This is a genomic window from bacterium, assembly GCA_013360215.1.
Classification (GTDB): Bacteria; CLD3; CLD3; order SB21; family SB21; genus JABWCP01.
Window position 1 is genome coordinate 63,637 of sequence record JABWCP010000012.1, and the last position, 19,893, is coordinate 83,529.

Below are 19,893 nucleotides of genomic sequence, written 5' to 3' on the forward strand. Positions count from 1 at the left end.
GACGCTATGAACGAATTGACACATACGCGCATGAATCCGATGATTGATCCCGCGCTGCACATTTGGGGCTGGGAAATCCCCGTGTATCTTTTTCTTGGCGGATTGGTGGCAGGGTTTATGATTTTGTCCGGTTATTTTACGCTTAAAGGCCATCATAAACATGATCACTTCTCTTCTTTTTATTTACCGCATGTGAGTTTGGCCTTACTGAGCCTCGGTATGTTTTCCTTATTTCTCGATCTTGAGCACAAGCCTTATGTATGGCGTCTTTATACGACATTTGAAATCACTTCGCCGATGTCCTGGGGATCTTGGATTTTACTGTTAGTCTATCCTTCGTTACTTCTCAATACGTTGGTGCGCATTCCGGAGGCTTTTAGTAACCGCATTCATCTGTTTGATAAATTTTCGGAACGCATCCATGCGCATCCTTATCTCATCAAAAACATCGGTGTTCTCAATATGATCGTGGGTGCGATATTGGGGATATACACGGGTGTTCTCTTAAGCGGGCTGGCGGCACGGCCGTTGTGGAATAGCTCTATGCTATGGATACTTTTTCTCACGTCCGGAATATCCGCCGCGGCAGCTTTCGTTCACCTCGTCACGACAGATTCTGTCGAACGAGAGATTTCAGCGAAAGCGGATAATGCATTTTTGATTTTTGAATTGTTTGTAATCACGCTGTTCATCGTAGGTATGTTGAGTTCCGCACAAGCGCAACAAACCGCAGCAAGGCTGATATTAAACGGTCCTTACGCTGCGGTATTCTGGGTATTTGTGGTCGGTTGCGGCATCATCATTCCTTTGATCATCCAACTGCTGGCGGTCAATCATAAAATACAACATACGCCGATAGCGCCGATCATGGTGATGCTGGGCGGGCTCATTTTACGATTTGTTATCGTATATGCCGGGCAGGCTTCACACTGGACTATTGTACACTAATATTCGGAGAGTAATCTATGGCATCTTCAGAAGAACATTTTAATGAACATCGCGCCATGAAGCTACCGCAGCCGTACTGGAATCCATATCTGTCCGGCATCGGCCTCGGGTTGGTTTTGCTAGCGTCGTATCTGATCATGGGGCGTGGACTTGGCGCATCGGGTGCGTTTACTACGACGACGGCCGTTACTGTGAATGCCGTAGCGCCGGAGTATGCACACCAAAATACGTTTTACAGCGAATACCTCGGTGACGGCACACGCAGTCCGCTCAAAGATTGGTTAGTTTTTGAAGTGCTCGGCGTTTTTGTCGGCGGATTGGTTTCCGGTCTTCTGGCCGGACGTATCAAAAAATCCGTCGAAAAAGGCCCGCGCATTTCCGTCCGATCACGCCTCTTGTTTGCTTTTGCAGGCGGCATGCTGATGGGCATTGGTGCAAAACTTGCTCGGGGTTGCACGAGCGGGCAAGCCTTGACCGGCGGCGCCGTGCTTAATCTCGGAAGCTGGGCATTTATGCTGATGGTATTCGCCGGCGCTTACGGACTGGCTTATTTTTTGAGGAGGCAATGGACATGAACGCACCTTTTTTCAAATATGGATTATTCGGTGACGAAGCGAGCCTGATCGTGGCTTTTATCATCGGTATCGGGTTTGGTTTTTTTCTTGAACGCGCCGGATTTGGCAGCGGTGTAAAACTCGCTGCACAGTTTTATTTTTATGATATGAGCGTACTCAAAGTCATGTTTAGTGCGATCGTGACGGCCATGCTGGGCGTATATTGGTTCTCATGGTTTGGCTTGCTTGATCTCGATCTGATTTATATCAATCCCACATTTCTTCTTCCGCAAATCGTCGGAGGCCTTCTGCTTGGGTTCGGATTTGTGATCGGCGGATATTGTCCGGGCACTTCGGTCGTGGCGTGTTCGACAGGACGAATGGACGCGATGGTTTATGTGGCCGGTATTTTCGGAGGAATTTTTACGTTCGGATTTATTTTTCCTTACGTCGAATCGTTTTATACAGCGACGCCGATGGGTGCGATCACTCTGCCGCAATGGCTCAATCTGCCGTACGGCACCGTCGTATTTCTTGTCGTTGTCATGGCGATCGGCGCATTTGCCGCCGCCGAGTGGGGCGAGAGAAAAATGGCCTCCCAAGGAGGTGCATCGTGAAAAACCGATGGCGTGATCTCACGTTAACGCAGAAGCTCGGCGTCGTCGCGATGCTGCTCGGTTTATTGGCATTGATCGGCGGTACGCCGCAACGCGGTTCTTTTTATACGATAGACAGCAAAGCCATGCTGATGGACGTCGCTAAAGAGACCGATCACATCGCCGTGGAAACATTGGCCGACTGGATCATTCAAGGCCGCTCGGATTACAGACTGCTGGATATCCGCGACGCCAAAGCGTTCGAGACGTACCACATTCCTTCAGCCGAATCCGTGCCGCTCGCCGAACTCCATCAGGCCGAATTGCGCCGTAACGAAAAAATTATTTTCTACTCCGATGGCGGTATTCATGCTTCGCAGGCGTGGTTTGTACTCAAAGCCCGCGGCTACAATGGAGTATATATGCTGCGGGGTGGACTGGAAGAATGGCAGGATCGTATTTTGTATCCGCACAAGCCATCAAAAAACGATACGGAATCCCTGAGGCAGTTTGAAAAGTCCGCGGCGGTTGCCAAATTTTTTGGCGGCGAAGCACAAGGCGAACAATCTACCGCGGCCGTCAAATCAGTGGCGACACCGATGCCCAAAGCCCCTGCGGGCGCTAAAGCCGTCGCACCTAAAACCGGAAAAAAGAAAAAAGAAGGATGTTGATCAAATTTATATGACTTTTCGCATGGCTAAATCCCCTATGGCATAGGATATTTAGAAAAACATGCGGGCTGACGATATGCCCATAGATTGATACATATGATTTTGTAATGCAAAGACGTTCCTCAAAGAACGTCTTTTCTTTTGGATACCGTGAAAACCGTTTGCAACTTCTGTTTTTGTTTGTGAAATTTAACGCGCATGTATCTTCATATTTTTTACCTACGCTGAACGGCCGCCAGGTCGTCTTCAGGTTTCGGAGAATCATCATGAGAAGCCTTTCCAACTTTATTTTGATTATGGCCTTGAGTTTACCCCTTTACGCTCAAGACACGTTGATCTTAAAGAATATTTCTTACCAACCCGGTCAGAAATTATTTGTCGGACTTGAAAACGAAGATCTTGGAGCGCCGTTGCGTGTCCAATTGCTCAACGCCGACGGGAAACCTGTAAGTAACCGCATCGTCCTATTTGAGATCATCGAACGACCTTCAAAATCTAAAGGCGAAAAACTCGGGCAAGCTGAAGCGGTAACCAACGCCGAAGGTATTGCCGAAACAAGTTTTCGTCTCGGCGATCATGCGGGTGATTATATCATCATTGCCCGGACGGACGGCATGACCGGCGATACACCGCATATCATCGTTCGCGCCCAACGCACAATGTGGTGGATGTTTTTGATTTTCGGATTGATCGGCGGCTTGGGCATATTTTTATACGGGATGAATTTGGGTTCCGGCGGTCTACAAAAAGTAGCCGGCGATCGTTTACGTACTATTCTCGGCGCATTGACCAGTAACCGTTTTTTGGGATTGCTTGTCGGTATTGCCGTGACCGCCATAGTGCAAAGCAGTTCGGCCACATCGGTGATGGTCGTCGGATTGGTTAGCTCCGCTTTGATGACGTTACAACAAGCCATCGGCGTACTCATGGGCGCCCATATCGGCACTACGATCACCGTACAATTGATAGCCTTCAATGTTTCCGATTATTCTTTGTTGCTGGTTGGCGCCGGATTTCTTATGACGATTGCAACGAAACGAAAATTTTACATCTATATGGGTGAAATCATCCTCGGATTCGGTTTTATATTTTTCGGAATGGCCGTGATGTCGCAGGCCATTAATCCGTTAAAATCCATGCCGGCTTTCATCGCGTGGCTGATCGAATTTGGAAACTCTCCGATTCTCGGTATTCTCGCCTCCACTGTGTTTACGGCCATTATTCAATCCAGCGGCGCGACGATCGGTTTGTGCGTCGTCATGGCCGGAGAAGGGCTGCTTTCTTTACAATCCGCCATGCCGCTTGTATTTGGCGCCAATATCGGTACATGCGCAACGGCTTTGCTTTCTACCATCGGTGCGACAACCGACGGCAAACGTACGGCCTTGGCCCATACGGCTTTCTCCGTGATCGGCGTAATTTTATTCACGCCGTTCCTCACCCCGTTCGAAGCGTTCATCCAGAGTATCACCTCCTGGATGGGTACCGAAGCCGTGGCGCGTCAGATCGCCAATGGGCACATGATATTCAATATCATGACGGCGATGATCCTGATCGGATTTGTACCGCTGATGACTCAATTGATCACCAAAATTATTCCCGAAAAAGCCGAAGGGGATGCGTTCAAACCGAAATACCTTAACAACGCCTATTTAGAAACTCCGGACATTGCTTTGCAGAATGCCCAGCGTGAAGAAGTGCGGTTGGTCACTATCGTACGTGCCATGTATGACAATACCATGAATCTTTTTTCCTCAGAAAACGAGGAAAAAGTGGCCAAAGTGCGCGAACAGTTGAAACAAGTGAATTTCCTCGAGGGTGAAATCCGGCGTTATCTGACGCGTTTATCGCAAAAGAGTATCAGTTTGACGCAGAGCCGGCGACTTATGCGGCTTCTGCTCACCATTGATGATTTGCGGCATATGGCCGAACGCCTTGGTGACAGCATCGCCAATCTGGCCGAACGTTATGCGGATAATCACGTGACGTTTTCTCCGGAAGGGCTGGAAGAGCTAAAACGTTTCTACGGTATGATACATGAACGGCTTGACGCGGTACTCACGGCACTTGAAAAAGAAGACGCCGTCATGGCCGAACATATCATTAAAAACAAACATACGGTTTCCGAAGAGGAAGTGCGGCTGCGCCAGCTGCATATGACACGCCTTCAGGGTGGCAACGAACAACTCTTTGTCAGCAGTCAATACCACTTTGATTTGCTCACGGCATTGCAGCGAATTCATATTTTCTCCGTCAAGATGGCGCATGAAATAGTGGAACAACACAATCTTTGATGTATTGGACTCTAATAAAAAAAACCTCCGCGCTTACGGAGGTTTTTTTTATTGAGTAACGTACTTATCGGAATAGAACTCTTCAGTCCGAGCGAAGTCAAAGCCTGATTGTACTAAACTTGGTCACGGTTCGACGCCGCTCACCGTGACGAATGTGAATCATCCCGGTAAGCATACTAAGTAAAGCTTTCCATTCCAAGATCCATGGCTTCTTCGATCGCAAAAGTCGGCGGTGGAAGTTGGCGTATCATGGTTTCTTGCAGCATCAGCGCTTTGATTTGATTGGAAACGCGCGACGACTGGTGATCACTGAGCGCATACAGGAAAAGCTCTAACGCACGGCTAGCATTCTTTTTGATTTTTACTACGTCTTTATCGTTGATCGTCATGAGTTCCTGGATTTCGGCATTGCCCGCAAAATTGGCTAATATTCGATCCGGATTGCTGACCATAGCTTGTGCCTTTTTATATACGATCTTGGCTACTTCGAGGTATTGTCCCAATAATTGATCATCTTCCGTACGCCCCAAAAGATCAACACCGACTTTGAGGGAATACATACGATCTAGAAATTCACGTATCAATGCGCCGCGAATCAACGATCCGTGTTGCGGAGCGATCATCACCGGCCCCGGATCAAGCTTACGTATCTGATCAATGGCAAATTGAATCGCTTTATTGGCCGGCATGTAGAGTTCGTGGAATGCGCGCATTCCGTCCCAATGGCTTTCATCGGCCCACAAACCGTAATTGTCCGTACCGGTAAGTCCTCCGAATAAATCACCGGAGAAAAGAATGCGGGATTCGATATCGTACACCATTACGGCACCGCGAAAATGACAATACGGCGTAGGAATAAATTGTAACGTATGCCCGGTCGGAAGATTGGTCTGCCAGTTGGTCAATTTATCGGTAAGAATCAAACGTTCTTTATTAATACCAAAGCTGGACACGAGCCGCCACGTGTCTTCCGATGTAAGGCAAATAGCTTTAGGGTTGGCCGACTTGAGGAAAAACGTATTGGAAGCTACATCGGGATCCTGATGATTGAGGCTGTATAAATTGACCTTGGACACATCACCGATCACTTCGCCGATTTTTCCGGAAATCGTCGTATAGTCAATCGTCGGTCCGGGATCAACCAAAAAATTGACCTTATTGTTATACACGCGCAAAAAAGGATTAATCTGAAGAATACGCGATTCTTTTCTGTCGCCGACAAAATAAATATCTTCGGCAATCGCTATAGGTTTAGAAAAATCCTCACTTTTCATCGCGTTTCCTTCCTTCGTTGAGTGCACCGATACCGGCATTTTGTTTTCGCTTTCGGTTAATTCAGAGGGGCGCCGTGCGAGATAATATGAACCGCTGCTCCACTGCAGCATCGTCTCCAGCGCTTCCGAGTCTTTTAATTCACCGCATACGATCGTTTCGCATACACCGCGATTAAACTCGATCGAGCCGACACCATGATCGCTCTGGATAGTTAAAATTCCGTGAACCCCTTCTTTTTCCGCCGACGCGATGAGTTCTTCGATTTTTCCGAGCACGAGCGAACCGCTTCGCAGAATACCGCTGGACCGTTGGGCGTCCACAAATCGAAACAATGCCTGAATTTTCAAAAACAACAAATTCAGATTGATCGGTTTTGGTAAAAAATCAATGGCTCCCATTTGAATGGCTTTGGCCGTCAATGACGGATCTTTGTCGCCCGACATCAGCAGAAACGGTATGGACGCAAGACGCGGTTGTCTGCGAACGGCTTCGATAAAACCGAATCCGTCCAGTTCCGGCATCATAATGTCCGATATGATCAAATCCGGTGATTGACCGGCCAGGATTGTAAGTGCCGCTTTGCCGTTTAACGCTGTCACTACCGAATAACCGGATTGCCCCAAAGCCAAACTTAAAGCGTCTACGGAAGTTCTTTCATCGTCCACAATCAATATCGTCATTTAAAAAAACCTTTCCGTTAATATGAAAATTAGGACTGCTCACCGGAACGTAACGGTGCGAGTACATCGTTCAACGTTTGAAGTATTTTTTCAGCGCGGTATGGTTTCATCAAAAAGGCCTGCACTTTGAATCCGTTTTTCTGAATGGATTTTTCATTTTCCGGAAGACCGCTCATGGCGATGATGGGGATATCTTCACGAATACTGCGCAACATGCGAATAAACGCATGACCGTCCATGTGTGGCATGCTTATATCGGTTATCACGGCACGAATGGATGCCATTTGGGCGGCGAATACCGTCATCGCTTTTCCGCCGTCCTCGGCTTCGACTATTTGGTATCCGTGATGCGTCAGGATCGTCCCCAATATTTTGCGTATGGCCGGCTCATCATCTACGATCAGGATCAATTCACCACGACCCCATAACGATTCCGGAACACGAGATTCAACCGATTCCGTGTGGAAACCGGCGCTGGCGGGGATGTAAATTTTAAACTGTGTGCCTTTACCGACCTCACTATACACGCTCACAAAGCCGCCATGCCCTTTGATAATCGCCGCAACCGTGGATAGTCCCAAACCTGTACCGTGTTCGAGGTCCTTGGTTGTAAAAAACGGATCAAAGATATGATCTATGATATCCGAAGGAATCCCCAGTCCTGTATCCGTAACTGTAAACAGAACGTACGGGCCGGGTTTAGCCTGATGTTCCTTGTAGACATACGCCTCATCAAAAATTACATTTTCGACGTGGATCGTCAGGTCACCTCCGGAAGGCATGGCATCGCGCGCATTGACACACAGATTGAGAAATACTTGATGAAGCTGCGTGCTATCGGCCGTGATCGGATACAGACCTTTGGCTACGTTGCAGGCAATTCTTATGTTTTTAGGAAACGTTGAAACAAGGATACGCTCAATTTCCTCAATCGTTTTTTTGGCATCCACGGCATGATGCGCCCCTTCTGCACCGCGCGAAAACATAAGGAGTTTACGCATCAGATCGGCAGCCCGTTCTATATTAGATTCCAGCATGACGATCAGACGTTGACTCGTATCATCCGATAATTTGGATTTGAACATTTGAACAGCCATCAAAATCGGCGATAAAATATTATTAAGATCATGCGCGATACCGCTGGCCATACGGCCGATGCTTTCCATGCGCTGCGCTCTAAAATACTGTTTCTCAAGTCGTTTACGTTCAGTAACGTCGGTCTCGATATACAAAAATGATTTGACCGCGCTGTCCGCATCCCGCACAGGACTCTTGCGGCATTCGACGATGACACTTCTTCCGTCCCGCGTATAGTGCTCGATCTCACCGCTCCACGCCTCGTTGCCGCTGAATAGTGAACGTACCACAGCATCCGTCGCGCGGGTATGCCCGAGAACTTCCGTCGCTTGATGGCCGATGACATTGGTTTTTTCCCAGCCATACAACGTTTCGCATTGACTGTTCCAATACACTATCCGCCCATCCGGATCGGTCATAAAAATCGCATCCCGCGCATTATCGAGGATCATCGCTTGCTCTTGGATGATCTCGTTGGCTTTTTTATGAAATGTGATATCCCGACCGATCACGACCAATCCCAGCCGTGTTCCGTTCTCTTGCAACAGAGGAATCTTGGTCGTATCATAATGCAATAAATCACCGCCGGGTTTTTCGATAATTTCTATGGTTTGATACCGTTGCCCTGTCTGCCAAGCCAACTCATCCGTACCGATGCACCCCTCGTACAGCGAACGCAAAGCGGGAAAAGCTTCAGCTAGCTGCCGGTCCGTTTTCCCGTACCAAGGATACGCCGTCAATTCAAAAAGTTTGAGCACGGCGGGATTGGCGATCAACCATCGCCCGTTCCCGTCTTTGAATAATACGGCATCCGGTATCGCTTCGACTAATGTTTCAAATTCACGCAACGTTTCGCTCAATTTGACTTCGGCCTGTTCGCGTTCCGACGATAGGCGATGTTTGAGCAGCGCCAATTCGATTTCCCGCGATACGCTGTCGAGAAAATTCAGTTCTTCCTCCTGCCATTGGCGCGGACGGATCATATCATTGACAACCAAAAGGAAAAAACCATCCTCCCGAAATGAGAACGGATACCAAAGCAAACTCTGTACTTTCATGACACGATGCAATATTTCGGCAGATCCTTCCTCGACAAAACATGCGTGCGGTGCATCAACCGTACTCGTGATGCAGGTTCGTGTGCTATGCAGCCGGCTAATACTGGACGCAAATACGGACGAGGGATACACCTCCTGAGGCGGGGCAAAATCGGAAAAATCCGGGCGAATCCATTTGGCAATAGAAACGGCTTCGCCGGCCGCCATGCGTATATCAAATAACAGCGCGCGTTCTATATCAATCGTTTCACCGCAAATGGTCGTCATTTCCCGCAACAACGTATCGGCTGTACCGTCCGAATTCATAATCGATGTCGCCATACGATTGAGTGCACGGGCGTAGCGTAGTTGCTCACGGATATGGTTTTCATATTTACGACGGCTTCGGTTATCGCGTCCGATACATACGATGACCGGCGTTCCCGATGACACGGCCTTACTTGTGCGCACATCAAAGGGAATCGCTTCACCGTTTAGGTGAATAAAATCCATTTCGCGCGACGCGGCGCCGTTTTCATGGCCTGTGCCACCGGTGAGGTACGATATCGCGTCATAATCCGCATTACCGGGTAAAATCGAACTGATCATTTTCCCGGCCAATGCGCCTTGCGCATATCCGAGATTTTGTTCTACGGCCGGATTAGCATAGATGATGTAGCCGTTGTTCTCAAACAACAAAACCATATCCTGGGATGTCTCGGCGAGCGTGCGGTATTTTTGCTCACTGTGAAGCAACGCTTCCTCGGCGTTATGCCGTTCGGTGACATCTTTAAAATTAACGACGATCGCCTGAACTTCCGGCGCCTGAAGTAAATTAGTAAACGTACTTTCGATCCATTTCCATGACCCGTCTTTATGCTTGAAGCGATACATCGCCCGTGCGTCAATATCCGGATTTTCGATCACGGATAAGATAAGCTGTACGACACGCTCGACATCATCCGGATGGGTCATTGCGGCGGGATCCAGATCGGACAACTCCGACATTTCGTATCCGAACATGCGCGCCGAAGAAGGACTGATGTATTGAAATTTTCCTTCGACATTGATCAATACCACACCGTCCGGTGCACGTTCGATGAGGGCCTGAAAATGTTTCTCTACGCGACGGCGCTCCGAAATATCCCTTACTATACCCTGAATACGTCCGTCATCAAGCATTTTGGCGCTGATTTCAACTTCGACATGTGTCCCGTCTTTGCGGACTAAACGCCGATGCGATAAAATTGATTGACCCTTTTCCAATTGTCTGATTTTGAGCGGTTGGCGGATTAATTCTTCCGCATCCAACAAACCGTAAAAAGGTTTCTTCAACAATTCGTTTACAGTATATCCCATTAAACGGCAACCGGCGGGATTGACATCTTCGATTTGTCCGTCACGGGTAGCTACAAAAATACCGTCCGCGGCCTGATCAATCAACGTACGATACCGCTTTTCACTGGCACGCAACGAATCTTCCGCCGTTTGACGTACCATCTGTGATAACAAACGATCTATCGTCGCCGACATATGACTCGCTAAAGTCGTGAGATATTGAAGGGCGGATTCATCCGGCACACGCACCCCTTCATCATCATAGGTTCCCATACCGATGGATGCTAAGCGCCCTTCGGAAAGATGAACCGGTATATTTACGATCGTACGCACCCCGGTAGATTGTACGATTTTTTTATTGGTTCGTACATCCTCCGCCGCATCGGGAATAACCACCGCACCCGCTCCCCGAGCCACTGCACTAAGCATCGCATCATTTTTGATATCAAGGCGTTTAGGTGCAAACGGTCTTGACATGCCGGCCTCGGCCAATACTTCTGCTTCAGAGCGATCATTCGAAAAAACGTACACCCATAATCTCTGATATCCCACCAGGCGTTGCACTTCGTTTAATGCTGCCTGAGCCGCTTCATCGAAACCCGCGACACGCTCCAGCTGACGCGCTAATCGCAAAAGTGATTCCGCCTGTGATTCTTTTTGCCTGAGCGCCAGCTCGGCCAGTTTACGTTCGGTAATATCGCGATTGCTTCCCCGAATACCTCGAAAAACGCCGGTGGCGTCGGAAATAGGCTGACAGACATGGCCAATCCATTTGATAGTGCCGTCTTTACAGACAATACGAAAATCCAGATTACCCGGTAAACGCCGCTGCTGAATATCTTGCTGGTGAGCTAAAAAAGCCGCGCGGTCTTCGGCATATACGATGCGTTGCAGAAAATCACGATCCGTCGTAAAAGAAACCGGCGAATATCCCGTGATACGCTCGCACGACGGCGAACTGTAAATGTAGGATCCGTCCGTATCCAGCCAAAACTCCCAATCAAATGTATTATCCGCGATGATCTGATATTTGATTTCGTTTTGCTTTAATTGATTTTGTGCTTGCCGCGTTTCGTTTTCCGAACGAATTTTTCCGCTGATATCTTTCCAAATGCCGATAAAATGCGTTATCTCTCCGTTTTCGTCACGGACCGGAGATATCGTATGCTCGACGGGTATGATGCTGCCGTCTTTTCGGCGATTATATTGAATATTTCGAAATACGCTCCCCGATAAAATTTTTTCCCACATTCCGGTATAAAAAGCCTGCTCATGGTAACCGGATTTTAATATTCGCGGATTCTTTCCCAGTACTTCATCACGCCCGTATCCGGAATTTTTTTCAAACCCACCATTCACATAGAGAATATTACCATCTTTATCGGTTATGATAACAGCGTCATCCGTTGACTCCACCGCTCTTAAGAATAAATCCGATGCAATGGAATTATCATATTGCTTCGGCCAGTGTGATGTCGGCGATAGAAACGATAGAACATTTTTTTTAGTAAAAGGAAGAGGGATAACTTCATCCGACTTCAGCACACCCTCTTTCACGAGCCGTTTTCCTTGGGCCGCAGGCAAAGCAAACCCAACACGCAAATTCGCCGCGTGCATCATTTTCTTTTTTAAGACAAGCGCAGAAGCTATTCCACGGTAGGTTGTAGTTAGGATGGCCGATGAAGGTCGGATTTGTGTGACTTTACGCAGCGCATTCCGATCGGTTACAGAGACAACCTCCCGTTGCGTGAGGGCGGCCAAAGCGGACGCCTGCGTCGTGCTGCCCAATAATAACACTATTTGCGTATGTGATTTACCCGCTTTATTCACACCGCCATACTCTCATTATTATTTAAATTACCACGAGAACCTTATTGAAATTTGGTAAGAATAACATATTACGGCAATAATTCTCATGATTTTCATCATGATTTAAAAAAATAAATGTAAACAAATTTAAAAAAGGAGGGGAGTTACGAGGGAATAACACGGCGTTACTTTAAATACTTAAAATCCCGCCGTGTTACAAAATCCGTTTCACTATCTCTAATAACAGATAACTTTAGAATGCACTTTAAATCAAAATTACCGATTGCCAATCAGCGATGGAACGCCTTTGCGTTATCAATTGTCCGATGACGATGCAATTCTTTTTTCAAGTATAGCGATCACCGACTGTACCGTAACGGCAGAAGACTCTTCCGTCGAGGCGATATAAAGCTGGTACTTACCATTGCGGTTCGAGGAAAAAATAATTTTGTTGCCGTCGGGTGAAAATTTAGGATAAACGTCATCTCCGTCGTCATTGGTAATACGGGTTTGATCGCGCCCGTCGGCTTGCATACGGTACACTTCGTAATTGCCATCACGATCCGACACAAAAGTTATAAAGTTACCGTTTTTGGAAACGGACGGCTGCAGATCGTTCTTCGGATGATTTGTAAGATTGATCGGTTTTTCTTTAGTATCCGTACTGGTCATGTAAAGATCAAAATCAGAATCGTCGGCACGCTGTGCAAATACGAATTGGTTCGATACTGCCTTGTACGCAACATCCGTATAATTCATCTTGTCCTGATAAAACATTTTGAAGAGGAAGCTGCCGTTTCTTTCAATCGTGTAAATGCCCGTATTCTTCTTTGCAAACGGTGTAGACGAAAAATCCGAACGATCACTGGAAAAAGCAATCGTCACGGTATCTAAGAAAATCGGACTCCAGTTATCACCACCATAACTTGAGGTCAGTCGAGTAACCCGTTTTCCGGTTTTATCCATGAAGTACAGTTCGCGCGACTTATATTCTTTGGTACTTTTATCATCCCGCGTGGAGGCAAACGCGATCCATTTACCATCGGTAGAATAAGCCGGATTTTCATCGGCTTCCAGGTCATCTGTCAGTTTTTTGACAGAGGACTCTCCCTGATCCGGATTCATCGTGAAGATATCCCAATTACCGCTGCGATCGGATTGAAAAATAATAGATTTTCCGTCCGGCGCGTAGGACGCCATGACGTCATTAAATTTGTTATTGGTTATCTGTGTAATTTTGAAATTACTGACAAATTTAGGGCCGATACGATCCAAATACGCCTGCCCTTTGAAATCACGCATCACCAGCAGAAATGCTTCATACGCCGATTTTTTCTTTCCCATTTCCAAAAGCAATTCGCCCTTTTCGTACAAGACATCCATGTTGGTCGGATCTTTGCGAAGCGACGCATTGATGAATTCGACGGCATAATTGCGGCGACCTATTTTCAGATACTCTTTATAAATATCATACAGTAAAGCGGCATTATTGCTGTCGGTGCGCAGCTTGGTAAAAAGCTCCGTCAATTTGGGGGTCAGTGTTTGCGTCGAATCCAGCGGCGTTTCCTGCGGTGTCGCAGCTACAGCGGAATCCTGAGGCGTTGTTGTAGCGCCATCTTGTGCCCACGCGTTGATCGCATACATCATAACGGCGATAATGAATAACCTATGGCGTAACCGCATGAAAAAAATCCTCCTGGAAATTCGGGAGTTGGTAAACGGATAATCTGTATTATAATTGCCCGCATTTTAGCCAAAAGCCCCTATAAATGCAAGCGGTTTTTCCCCTGATAACCTCTTAAAAATAAAAGGAGCCGAACGTCGTGCGCGGCTCCTTTTCAAACTTAGATTGTATACCCGAGATTATTATTGCTCAAGTTCCATTTCATCTTCGCCTTTGAAGTCTTCGATGAAGCGTTCCTGCGCCTCGGTCATATCCGAATTGAACCCGCGAATGATTTCATCGGGCGAAAGATTGAGTTCTTGCAGGCAGTAGCGGATATAATAATCGTATTCCAGATCCGGATCGTCTTCGATCATGACTTCGGCTTCCGGTTCCGAACAATTATTTTCGCGTGCGACCCACTCCGACGCGGTTAATCTCGCCATAACAGCTCCTTTGCGTACGTGTTAAGTGAATATGATAAAATAAATTATTTACACGGTTTTCAAATTCGGCGAATTATAATAACACATGCATGGTTTGTCAAGGTCAAACTCATTTTTTTTCAATCCCCGGCGGATTCATGATATATCGCACCACCGCATCGGCTACGGATTGGGCAGTGAACCCGTCCGTATCAAAGCTCCGATCAGCTGTCCGGTATCCTTCCTCCCGTGCCTCCATAAGTCTATCCAAGCGATCCGCGTCCCATAAAGGACGGTTACCATCGCGTCCGATACGACGGATGATTTCCGCATGCGAAACCGCTAAATGAATCAACGCACCGGAGTTCTTGACCAAAACTTGATTTTCTCGGCGTAGTAACGCTCCACCTCCCAACGCAAAAATACCCTGATGGTAATTTTGTACCGTTTCCTTGAGGCAGACGGTTTCAGCGTCACGAAAGTACGTTTCGCCGAAATCGGCAAACAAATCGGAGACGGTGCGGCCCGTTTTTTTTTCGATGATATGATCTGTATCAAAAAACGGAAAATTCATCCGCTGCGCTACGAATGCGCCGACCGTCGTTTTGCCGGAACCCATAAATCCGCATATAAATATCCGACGGGTATTCATGCGCGTTCTTTGTTAAAAAAAGTATTAACCAGCATAGCCGCAACGATCAGATTGGCGCCGATGATAGCCCAAAAGCCGGGCACCTCACCGGTTCCCAAAAAAGTCCAGATCGGATTGAGAATAGGCTCTAATATCGTGTATATGGCGATTTCAACACTGGATATATATTTGGCGCCGGCAGCAAAAAACAGATAACCGCACCCCAGCTGAAATATGCCCAAGATCAAAAGGCCTATGATATCGGATGTCGTAATGGTAAATTGTGTACCGAAAATCGGTGCCAATGCATCCGGCATCGTAACGGCATGCATCAAAAACATGGCCGATACAAAACCCATCATGACGGTCACCAGATTACCGATGACAATTGCAAATATCGAACGTAAATGATGTTGATCGGCTGTGAGGGTTTCGGCCGTCCCGGCTTCGGAACGTTTGACGTAAATCTGCAAAAACGCAAACGCAACACCCGAAAGAATGGCTATCATATTGCCGGCAAAAGCGGTTGATTTTTCCTCCTCCAAAAAGAAAAGCACCATCCCGCCGAGGCAAATAACCACCGTTAGAATTTCCGCCCGGTATATTTTTTCTTTTAAAAAAAAGTATGTGATCAGTATGACAAAAACCGGCGAGGTATATTGCATGAACACGGCATTGGCCGCCGTGGTCATTTTATTAGCCGTGACAAACAGTGAAACAGTAAAAAAATAAAAAATGGCCGTGATCAATCCGTGCCGGTTGACCGAAAAATCAAAATCAATATCCCGGGCATGACGGCGATACAAGATGTAACCTAACAAAAAAATACCCGCAATCAGCGAACGATACATCGCGATATGGACCGGCGGCAGATTGACTAATTTGATAAATAAACCCGCGCTGCTCCAACACACGGCGGACAAACAAATAAAAATAACGCCTTTGAAATACGCTGAACGCGCCATAGATAATTCCGATTTTGATTTTGGGGAATATAAAGCATTCCTTGTGATTCACAACGGTAAATTGCGCTACCGGTTTTTCGCTAAATATCTTTGTGGTAATCTGTTTTTAGTCCTTTGACGTAAGGAAAATAAATTTGACAAAAACGGGGCTTTCACATATATTGCCCGCGTTAAAAAAAAGAGCGCAACCTATGCCGGTTACACGTACCGATGTCGAAAAAATAGCTTCCCTTGCGCATTTGGAATTTTCCGATGCGGACTTGGAAAAATTCACCGGCCAGCTCAATCAGATACTGACGTATGTGGAGCAGCTCAATACCGTGGATACGACGGATGTGGAGCCCACCTACCATCCGATCACCTACCCGGATGTATTTCGTGAAGATCAGGTAGCCGAGAGCCTCCCGGTGGATAAGGTTCTCGCTAACGCACCGGATAAAACCTGGCAGTATATCGCGGTGCCGAAAGTTGTCGGCTAAAAACCAAAAGAGACACGGAAGCGTGTCTCTTTTTTTATAATTACCTTTCATCATTAAGTTTCCCTTTAAAAAACTATGGCGCGTAAAAAAGCACATCCGAAATTTATTTTTGTAACCGGCGGCGTGATTTCGTCCCTCGGCAAAGGCATCGCGGCATCCAGCCTCGGCATGCTCCTCAAAGAGCATGGTTACAATGTCACCATTCAAAAATTTGATCCTTACATCAATGTGGATCCCGGCACGATGAGCCCATATCAGCATGGCGAGGTCTTCGTCACGGATGACGGCGCGGAAACCGATCTTGATCTCGGGCATTACGAGCGCTTTATTGACGATAACATGAGCACCCGCAATTCGCACACCACGGGTAAGGTTTATAAAACCGTGATTGACAAAGAACGGCGCGGTGACTATCTCGGTGCCACCGTACAGGTTATTCCCCATATCACGGACGAAATTCGCGGCCGTATTCGCACGCTGACCAATGAAGGTTACGATATCATCATTACGGAAATTGGTGGTACGGTCGGCGATATCGAAAGTCTGCCATTTTTGGAATCCATCCGCCAATTCTGTTTGGAGTTGGACCCGCAGGATACCGTCAAAATCCATGTGACGCTTGTGCCCTTTATCAAAGCGGCGGACGAACTGAAAACCAAGCCGACTCAACACAGCGTGATGAAGCTGCGTGAAATCGGTATTCAACCGGATATTTTGCTATGCCGCTCGGAACGCCCGCTGTCAAAAGACATGCGTGCTAAGATCGGTTTATTTTGCAATGTGCCGTCATTTGCCGTGATCGAAGCATCCGATGTGCGCTCCATCTATGAAGTTCCGCTCATCATGCACAACAACGGCATGGATCAGTTGGTGTTAAAAAAACTTGATCTGCCGAGCAAAAAACTCAATCTGGCACATTGGAAAAATCTGGTTCACAAAATTTATGAACCGAAAAACAAAGTACGTATCGCGTTGTGCGGCAAATATACCGGCCTACCCGATGCATATAAAAGTATTTTAGAATCCTTTATCCATGCCGGTGTGGAAAATAATGCGAATGTCGATGTCGCTTTCATAGACTCCAGCAAGATTGACGAAAAAACCGATTTACGGCATACGTTTGCCGGCATAGACGGTATACTCGTTCCCGGAGGTTTCGGAGAACGCGGGATCGAAGGCATGATCCGGGCCATTCGTTATGCACGGGAACATAAACTGCCGTTTTTCGGAATATGCCTCGGCATGCAATGTATGAGCATCGAGTTTGCCCGCCACGTCTGCGGTTTTTCGGATGCCAATAGCAGCGAATTTTCCAAAGTCACCAAACATCCGGTGATTGATTTGATGGAATCTCAAAAAGATATCAAAGAAATGGGCGCCACGATGCGCCTTGGTGCGTATCCGTGCGTCGTCAAAGATCGCACCAAAGCGCGCTCCGCCTACGGATCGGATCTCATCAGTGAACGCCACCGCCACCGGTTTGAATTTAACAATCGATTTATCCCTGATTTTGAAAAGAAAGGAATGGTTTTCTCCGGCCTTTCTCCCGATCACAAGTTGGTCGAAATCATCGAACTCAAAGAGCATCCGTGGTTTCTCGGCGTACAATTTCATCCCGAACTCAAATCGCGTGCGATCAAGGCACATCCGCTGTTCCGCGAATTTATCAAAGCGGCTCTGGGGCATCAGCGTACACACGGTAAAAAGAAATAATCCGCAGCGATGCCGTCGTCATACACATCCGATTTCCTTGTTATCGGCACAGGCATTGCCGGATATTCTTGTGCGCTGAAATTGGCTGAACTGGGAACGGTCGCCGTCATCACCAAAAAAAATCATCGCGAAAGTAATACCAATTACGCACAGGGCGGCATTGCCAGTGTTATTGATCCTGACGACAGTTTTGACGCACATGTACGTGATACCCTCAATGCCGGCGCCGGTTTGTGCCATCGGGATGCGGTCGAGCTGATCGTTCGCCAGGGCCCCTCTGCGATTGACGAATTGATACGTATCGGTGTCGAATTTACACGCCACGACGACCGCCTCGATCTCGGCAAAGAAGGCGGACACAGCACACATCGTATCGTCCATGCTAAAGATCTGACCGGCCGCGAGATCGAACGTGCCCTGATCGAAGCCGTGAAACGCCACCCCAATATTCAAGTATTCGAAGATCATATCGCCGTCGAAGTCATCACCGAACATCACCTTCTTAAAAAACTCACGGCGTATGCCAATATTCACTGCTACGGCGCATATGCGCTCGACATTCCCAACAATATTGTCAAAAAATTTATCGCCAAGGTAACCATCCTTGCGTCCGGCGGTTGCGGTCAGGTGTACAAACACACGACGAATCCGAAAATTGCCACCGGCGACGGCATTGCAATGGCGTATCGGGCGGGCGCACGCGTAGGTAATTTGGAATTCATGCAGTTTCATCCGACCTCACTGTATCATCCCGACGGAGAATCCTTTCTCATCAGTGAAGCGGTACGCGGTTTCGGCGCCTATCTTATCAATCATGCCGGCGAACGTTTTATGGAACGTTATTCGCCCATGAAAGAATTGGCGCCGCGTGATATAGTGGCCCGTGCGATTGACGCCGAAATGAAAAAACGCGGCGAGCCATGTGTATATCTGGATTTGCGGCATATCGAAGCGCATAAAACGCTGGAACATTTTCCCAACATTTCCCGCCGCTGTGCCGAACTTAATATTGATATGACACGCGAACCTATCCCAGTGGTACCGGCCGCACACTATATGTGCGGCGGCGTGGTGACGGATTTGCACGGCCGAACTAATATCCATCATCTTTATGCCTGCGGTGAAGTGGCGATGACCGGCGTACACGGTGCCAATCGTCTTGCCAGCAACTCCCTGCTCGAAGCGGTCGTTTTCGCACATCGGGTAGCCGATCATATTCGCACCGCATCGGACGATATCGAACACAAGATACCTGAATTCCCGGATTGGGATGACAGTGGTACTTTTGACACGGAAGAATGGGTACTGATCGCACACAATCGCGCCGAAATACAGGAAATCATGTGGAACTATGTAGGCATCGTGCGCTCCAATCTCCGTCTGGAACGGGCCGAGCGCCGTATCGGCATGATCGTCGAAGAAACGGAGAATTTTTACAAAAAAACCAAAGTTACGGAAGAGTTGCTGGAACTGCGTAATTTAGCCAAACTGGCGCGCCTGATCATTCGCTGCGCCAAATCCCGCCACGAAAGCCGCGGCTTGCACTATACGACCGACTATCCCGAAAAAGACGATCACCGCTGGCTGAAAGATACTATCACCAGCACATTTGACGCGTAGCGAATAGAATCGTCCGTACTGTGTCGTCCTAGAAAAAGTACACAGTTTTTTAGTTAGTGATTTATTCCGTTAAATCGGTGTAGGCATGCCTACACCGATTTTTTGTCCATAAAATTCT

At 47.6% G+C, this 19,893-nt stretch carries 14 protein-coding genes; 8 read left to right on the forward strand and 6 right to left on the reverse strand.

Annotated elements, in window-relative coordinates; genetic code table 11:
- Positions 1–6: 6 nt before the first annotated feature.
- The 5 genes from nrfD (at position 7) to HUU58_09495 (ending at position 5,063) form a co-directional block, all read left to right on the forward strand.
- Positions 7–948 (forward strand): polysulfide reductase NrfD, encoded by a 942-nt coding sequence (gene nrfD / locus HUU58_09475; protein NUN45902.1) that lies wholly within the window; start codon positions 7–9, stop codon positions 946–948.
- Between the two features lie 56 nt (positions 949–1,004).
- Positions 1,005–1,523: a YeeE/YedE family protein gene (locus tag HUU58_09480; GenBank protein ID NUN45903.1), complete on the forward strand. Its 519-nt coding sequence runs from the start codon at positions 1,005–1,007 to the stop codon at positions 1,521–1,523.
- The gene (locus tag HUU58_09485) at positions 1,520–2,119 is read left to right on the forward strand and encodes a YeeE/YedE family protein (protein ID NUN45904.1); all 600 of its coding nucleotides are present in this window, start codon (positions 1,520–1,522) and stop codon (positions 2,117–2,119) included. The genes HUU58_09480 and HUU58_09485 overlap by 4 nt, the downstream gene beginning before the upstream one ends.
- Positions 2,116–2,769 (forward strand): rhodanese-like domain-containing protein, encoded by a 654-nt coding sequence (locus HUU58_09490; GenBank protein NUN45905.1) that lies wholly within the window; start codon positions 2,116–2,118, stop codon positions 2,767–2,769. The genes HUU58_09485 and HUU58_09490 overlap by 4 nt, the downstream gene beginning before the upstream one ends.
- 266 nt (positions 2,770–3,035) lie before the next feature.
- Positions 3,036–5,063 carry a Na/Pi symporter gene (locus HUU58_09495; protein ID NUN45906.1) on the forward strand — a complete coding sequence of 676 codons (2,028 nt, stop codon included), beginning with the start codon at positions 3,036–3,038 and terminating at the stop codon, positions 5,061–5,063.
- A 176-nt stretch (positions 5,064–5,239) separates the two neighbouring features.
- Here the strand turns inward: HUU58_09495 and HUU58_09500 are convergent, their stop codons facing one another.
- The 6 genes from HUU58_09500 to HUU58_09525 all read right to left on the reverse strand — a co-directional run bounded on the left by HUU58_09500 (position 5,240) and on the right by HUU58_09525 (position 15,963).
- Positions 5,240–7,018 carry a response regulator gene (locus HUU58_09500; protein ID NUN45907.1) on the reverse strand — a complete coding sequence of 593 codons (1,779 nt, stop codon included), beginning with the start codon at positions 7,016–7,018 and terminating at the stop codon, positions 5,240–5,242.
- A 29-nt stretch (positions 7,019–7,047) separates the two neighbouring features.
- A complete protein-coding gene (locus tag HUU58_09505; protein ID NUN45908.1) occupies positions 7,048–12,300 on the reverse strand; it encodes a PAS domain S-box protein in 5,253 nt (1,750 codons plus the stop codon).
- Positions 12,301–12,594: 294 nt separating this feature from the next.
- On the reverse strand, positions 12,595–13,962 hold the full coding sequence (locus HUU58_09510; GenBank protein NUN45909.1) for a PD40 domain-containing protein: 1,368 nt from the start codon (positions 13,960–13,962) through the stop codon (positions 12,595–12,597).
- A 183-nt stretch (positions 13,963–14,145) separates the two neighbouring features.
- Positions 14,146–14,388, reverse strand: a complete 243-nt coding sequence (locus tag HUU58_09515; protein ID NUN45910.1) for a hypothetical protein — start codon at positions 14,386–14,388, stop codon at positions 14,146–14,148.
- Between the two features lie 109 nt (positions 14,389–14,497).
- Positions 14,498–14,986 (reverse strand): shikimate kinase, encoded by a 489-nt coding sequence (locus HUU58_09520; protein NUN45911.1) that lies wholly within the window; start codon positions 14,984–14,986, stop codon positions 14,498–14,500.
- Between the two features lie 29 nt (positions 14,987–15,015).
- The gene (locus HUU58_09525; protein ID NUN45912.1) at positions 15,016–15,963 is read right to left on the reverse strand and encodes an EamA family transporter; all 948 of its coding nucleotides are present in this window, start codon (positions 15,961–15,963) and stop codon (positions 15,016–15,018) included.
- A 191-nt stretch (positions 15,964–16,154) separates the two neighbouring features.
- Here HUU58_09525 and gatC point away from each other — a divergent pair, with 191 nt between their 5' ends.
- From gatC to nadB, 3 genes are all read left to right on the forward strand, one after another.
- Positions 16,155–16,442 (forward strand): Asp-tRNA(Asn)/Glu-tRNA(Gln) amidotransferase subunit GatC, encoded by a 288-nt coding sequence (gatC, locus tag HUU58_09530; GenBank protein ID NUN45913.1) that lies wholly within the window; start codon positions 16,155–16,157, stop codon positions 16,440–16,442.
- Between the two features lie 75 nt (positions 16,443–16,517).
- A complete protein-coding gene (locus HUU58_09535; protein NUN45914.1) occupies positions 16,518–18,155 on the forward strand; it encodes a CTP synthase in 1,638 nt (545 codons plus the stop codon).
- Between the two features lie 9 nt (positions 18,156–18,164).
- On the forward strand, positions 18,165–19,775 hold the full coding sequence (gene nadB / locus HUU58_09540) for an L-aspartate oxidase (GenBank protein ID NUN45915.1): 1,611 nt from the start codon (positions 18,165–18,167) through the stop codon (positions 19,773–19,775).
- The last annotated feature ends 118 nt before the right edge of the window (positions 19,776–19,893 follow it).

What these genes read in the sequence shown, in the direction of transcription:
- nrfD (NUN45902.1), top strand. Translation starts at nt 7, where the DNA reads ATGAACGAATTGACACATACGCGCATGAATCCGATGATTGATCCCGCG.
- HUU58_09480 (NUN45903.1), top strand. Translation starts at nt 1,005, where the DNA reads ATGAAGCTACCGCAGCCGTACTGGAATCCATATCTGTCCGGCATCGGC.
- HUU58_09485 (NUN45904.1), top strand. Translation starts at nt 1,520, where the DNA reads ATGAACGCACCTTTTTTCAAATATGGATTATTCGGTGACGAAGCGAGC.
- HUU58_09495 (NUN45906.1), top strand. Translation starts at nt 3,036, where the DNA reads ATGAGAAGCCTTTCCAACTTTATTTTGATTATGGCCTTGAGTTTACCC.
- HUU58_09500 (NUN45907.1), bottom strand. Translation starts at nt 7,018, where the DNA reads ATGACGATATTGATTGTGGACGATGAAAGAACTTCCGTAGACGCTTTA.
- HUU58_09510 (NUN45909.1), bottom strand. Translation starts at nt 13,962, where the DNA reads ATGCGGTTACGCCATAGGTTATTCATTATCGCCGTTATGATGTATGCG.
- HUU58_09515 (NUN45910.1), bottom strand. Translation starts at nt 14,388, where the DNA reads ATGGCGAGATTAACCGCGTCGGAGTGGGTCGCACGCGAAAATAATTGT.
- HUU58_09520 (NUN45911.1), bottom strand. Translation starts at nt 14,986, where the DNA reads ATGGGTTCCGGCAAAACGACGGTCGGCGCATTCGTAGCGCAGCGGATG.
- HUU58_09525 (NUN45912.1), bottom strand. Translation starts at nt 15,963, where the DNA reads ATGGCGCGTTCAGCGTATTTCAAAGGCGTTATTTTTATTTGTTTGTCC.
- gatC (NUN45913.1), top strand. Translation starts at nt 16,155, where the DNA reads ATGCCGGTTACACGTACCGATGTCGAAAAAATAGCTTCCCTTGCGCAT.
- HUU58_09535 (NUN45914.1), top strand. Translation starts at nt 16,518, where the DNA reads ATGGCGCGTAAAAAAGCACATCCGAAATTTATTTTTGTAACCGGCGGC.
- nadB (NUN45915.1), top strand. Translation starts at nt 18,165, where the DNA reads ATGCCGTCGTCATACACATCCGATTTCCTTGTTATCGGCACAGGCATT.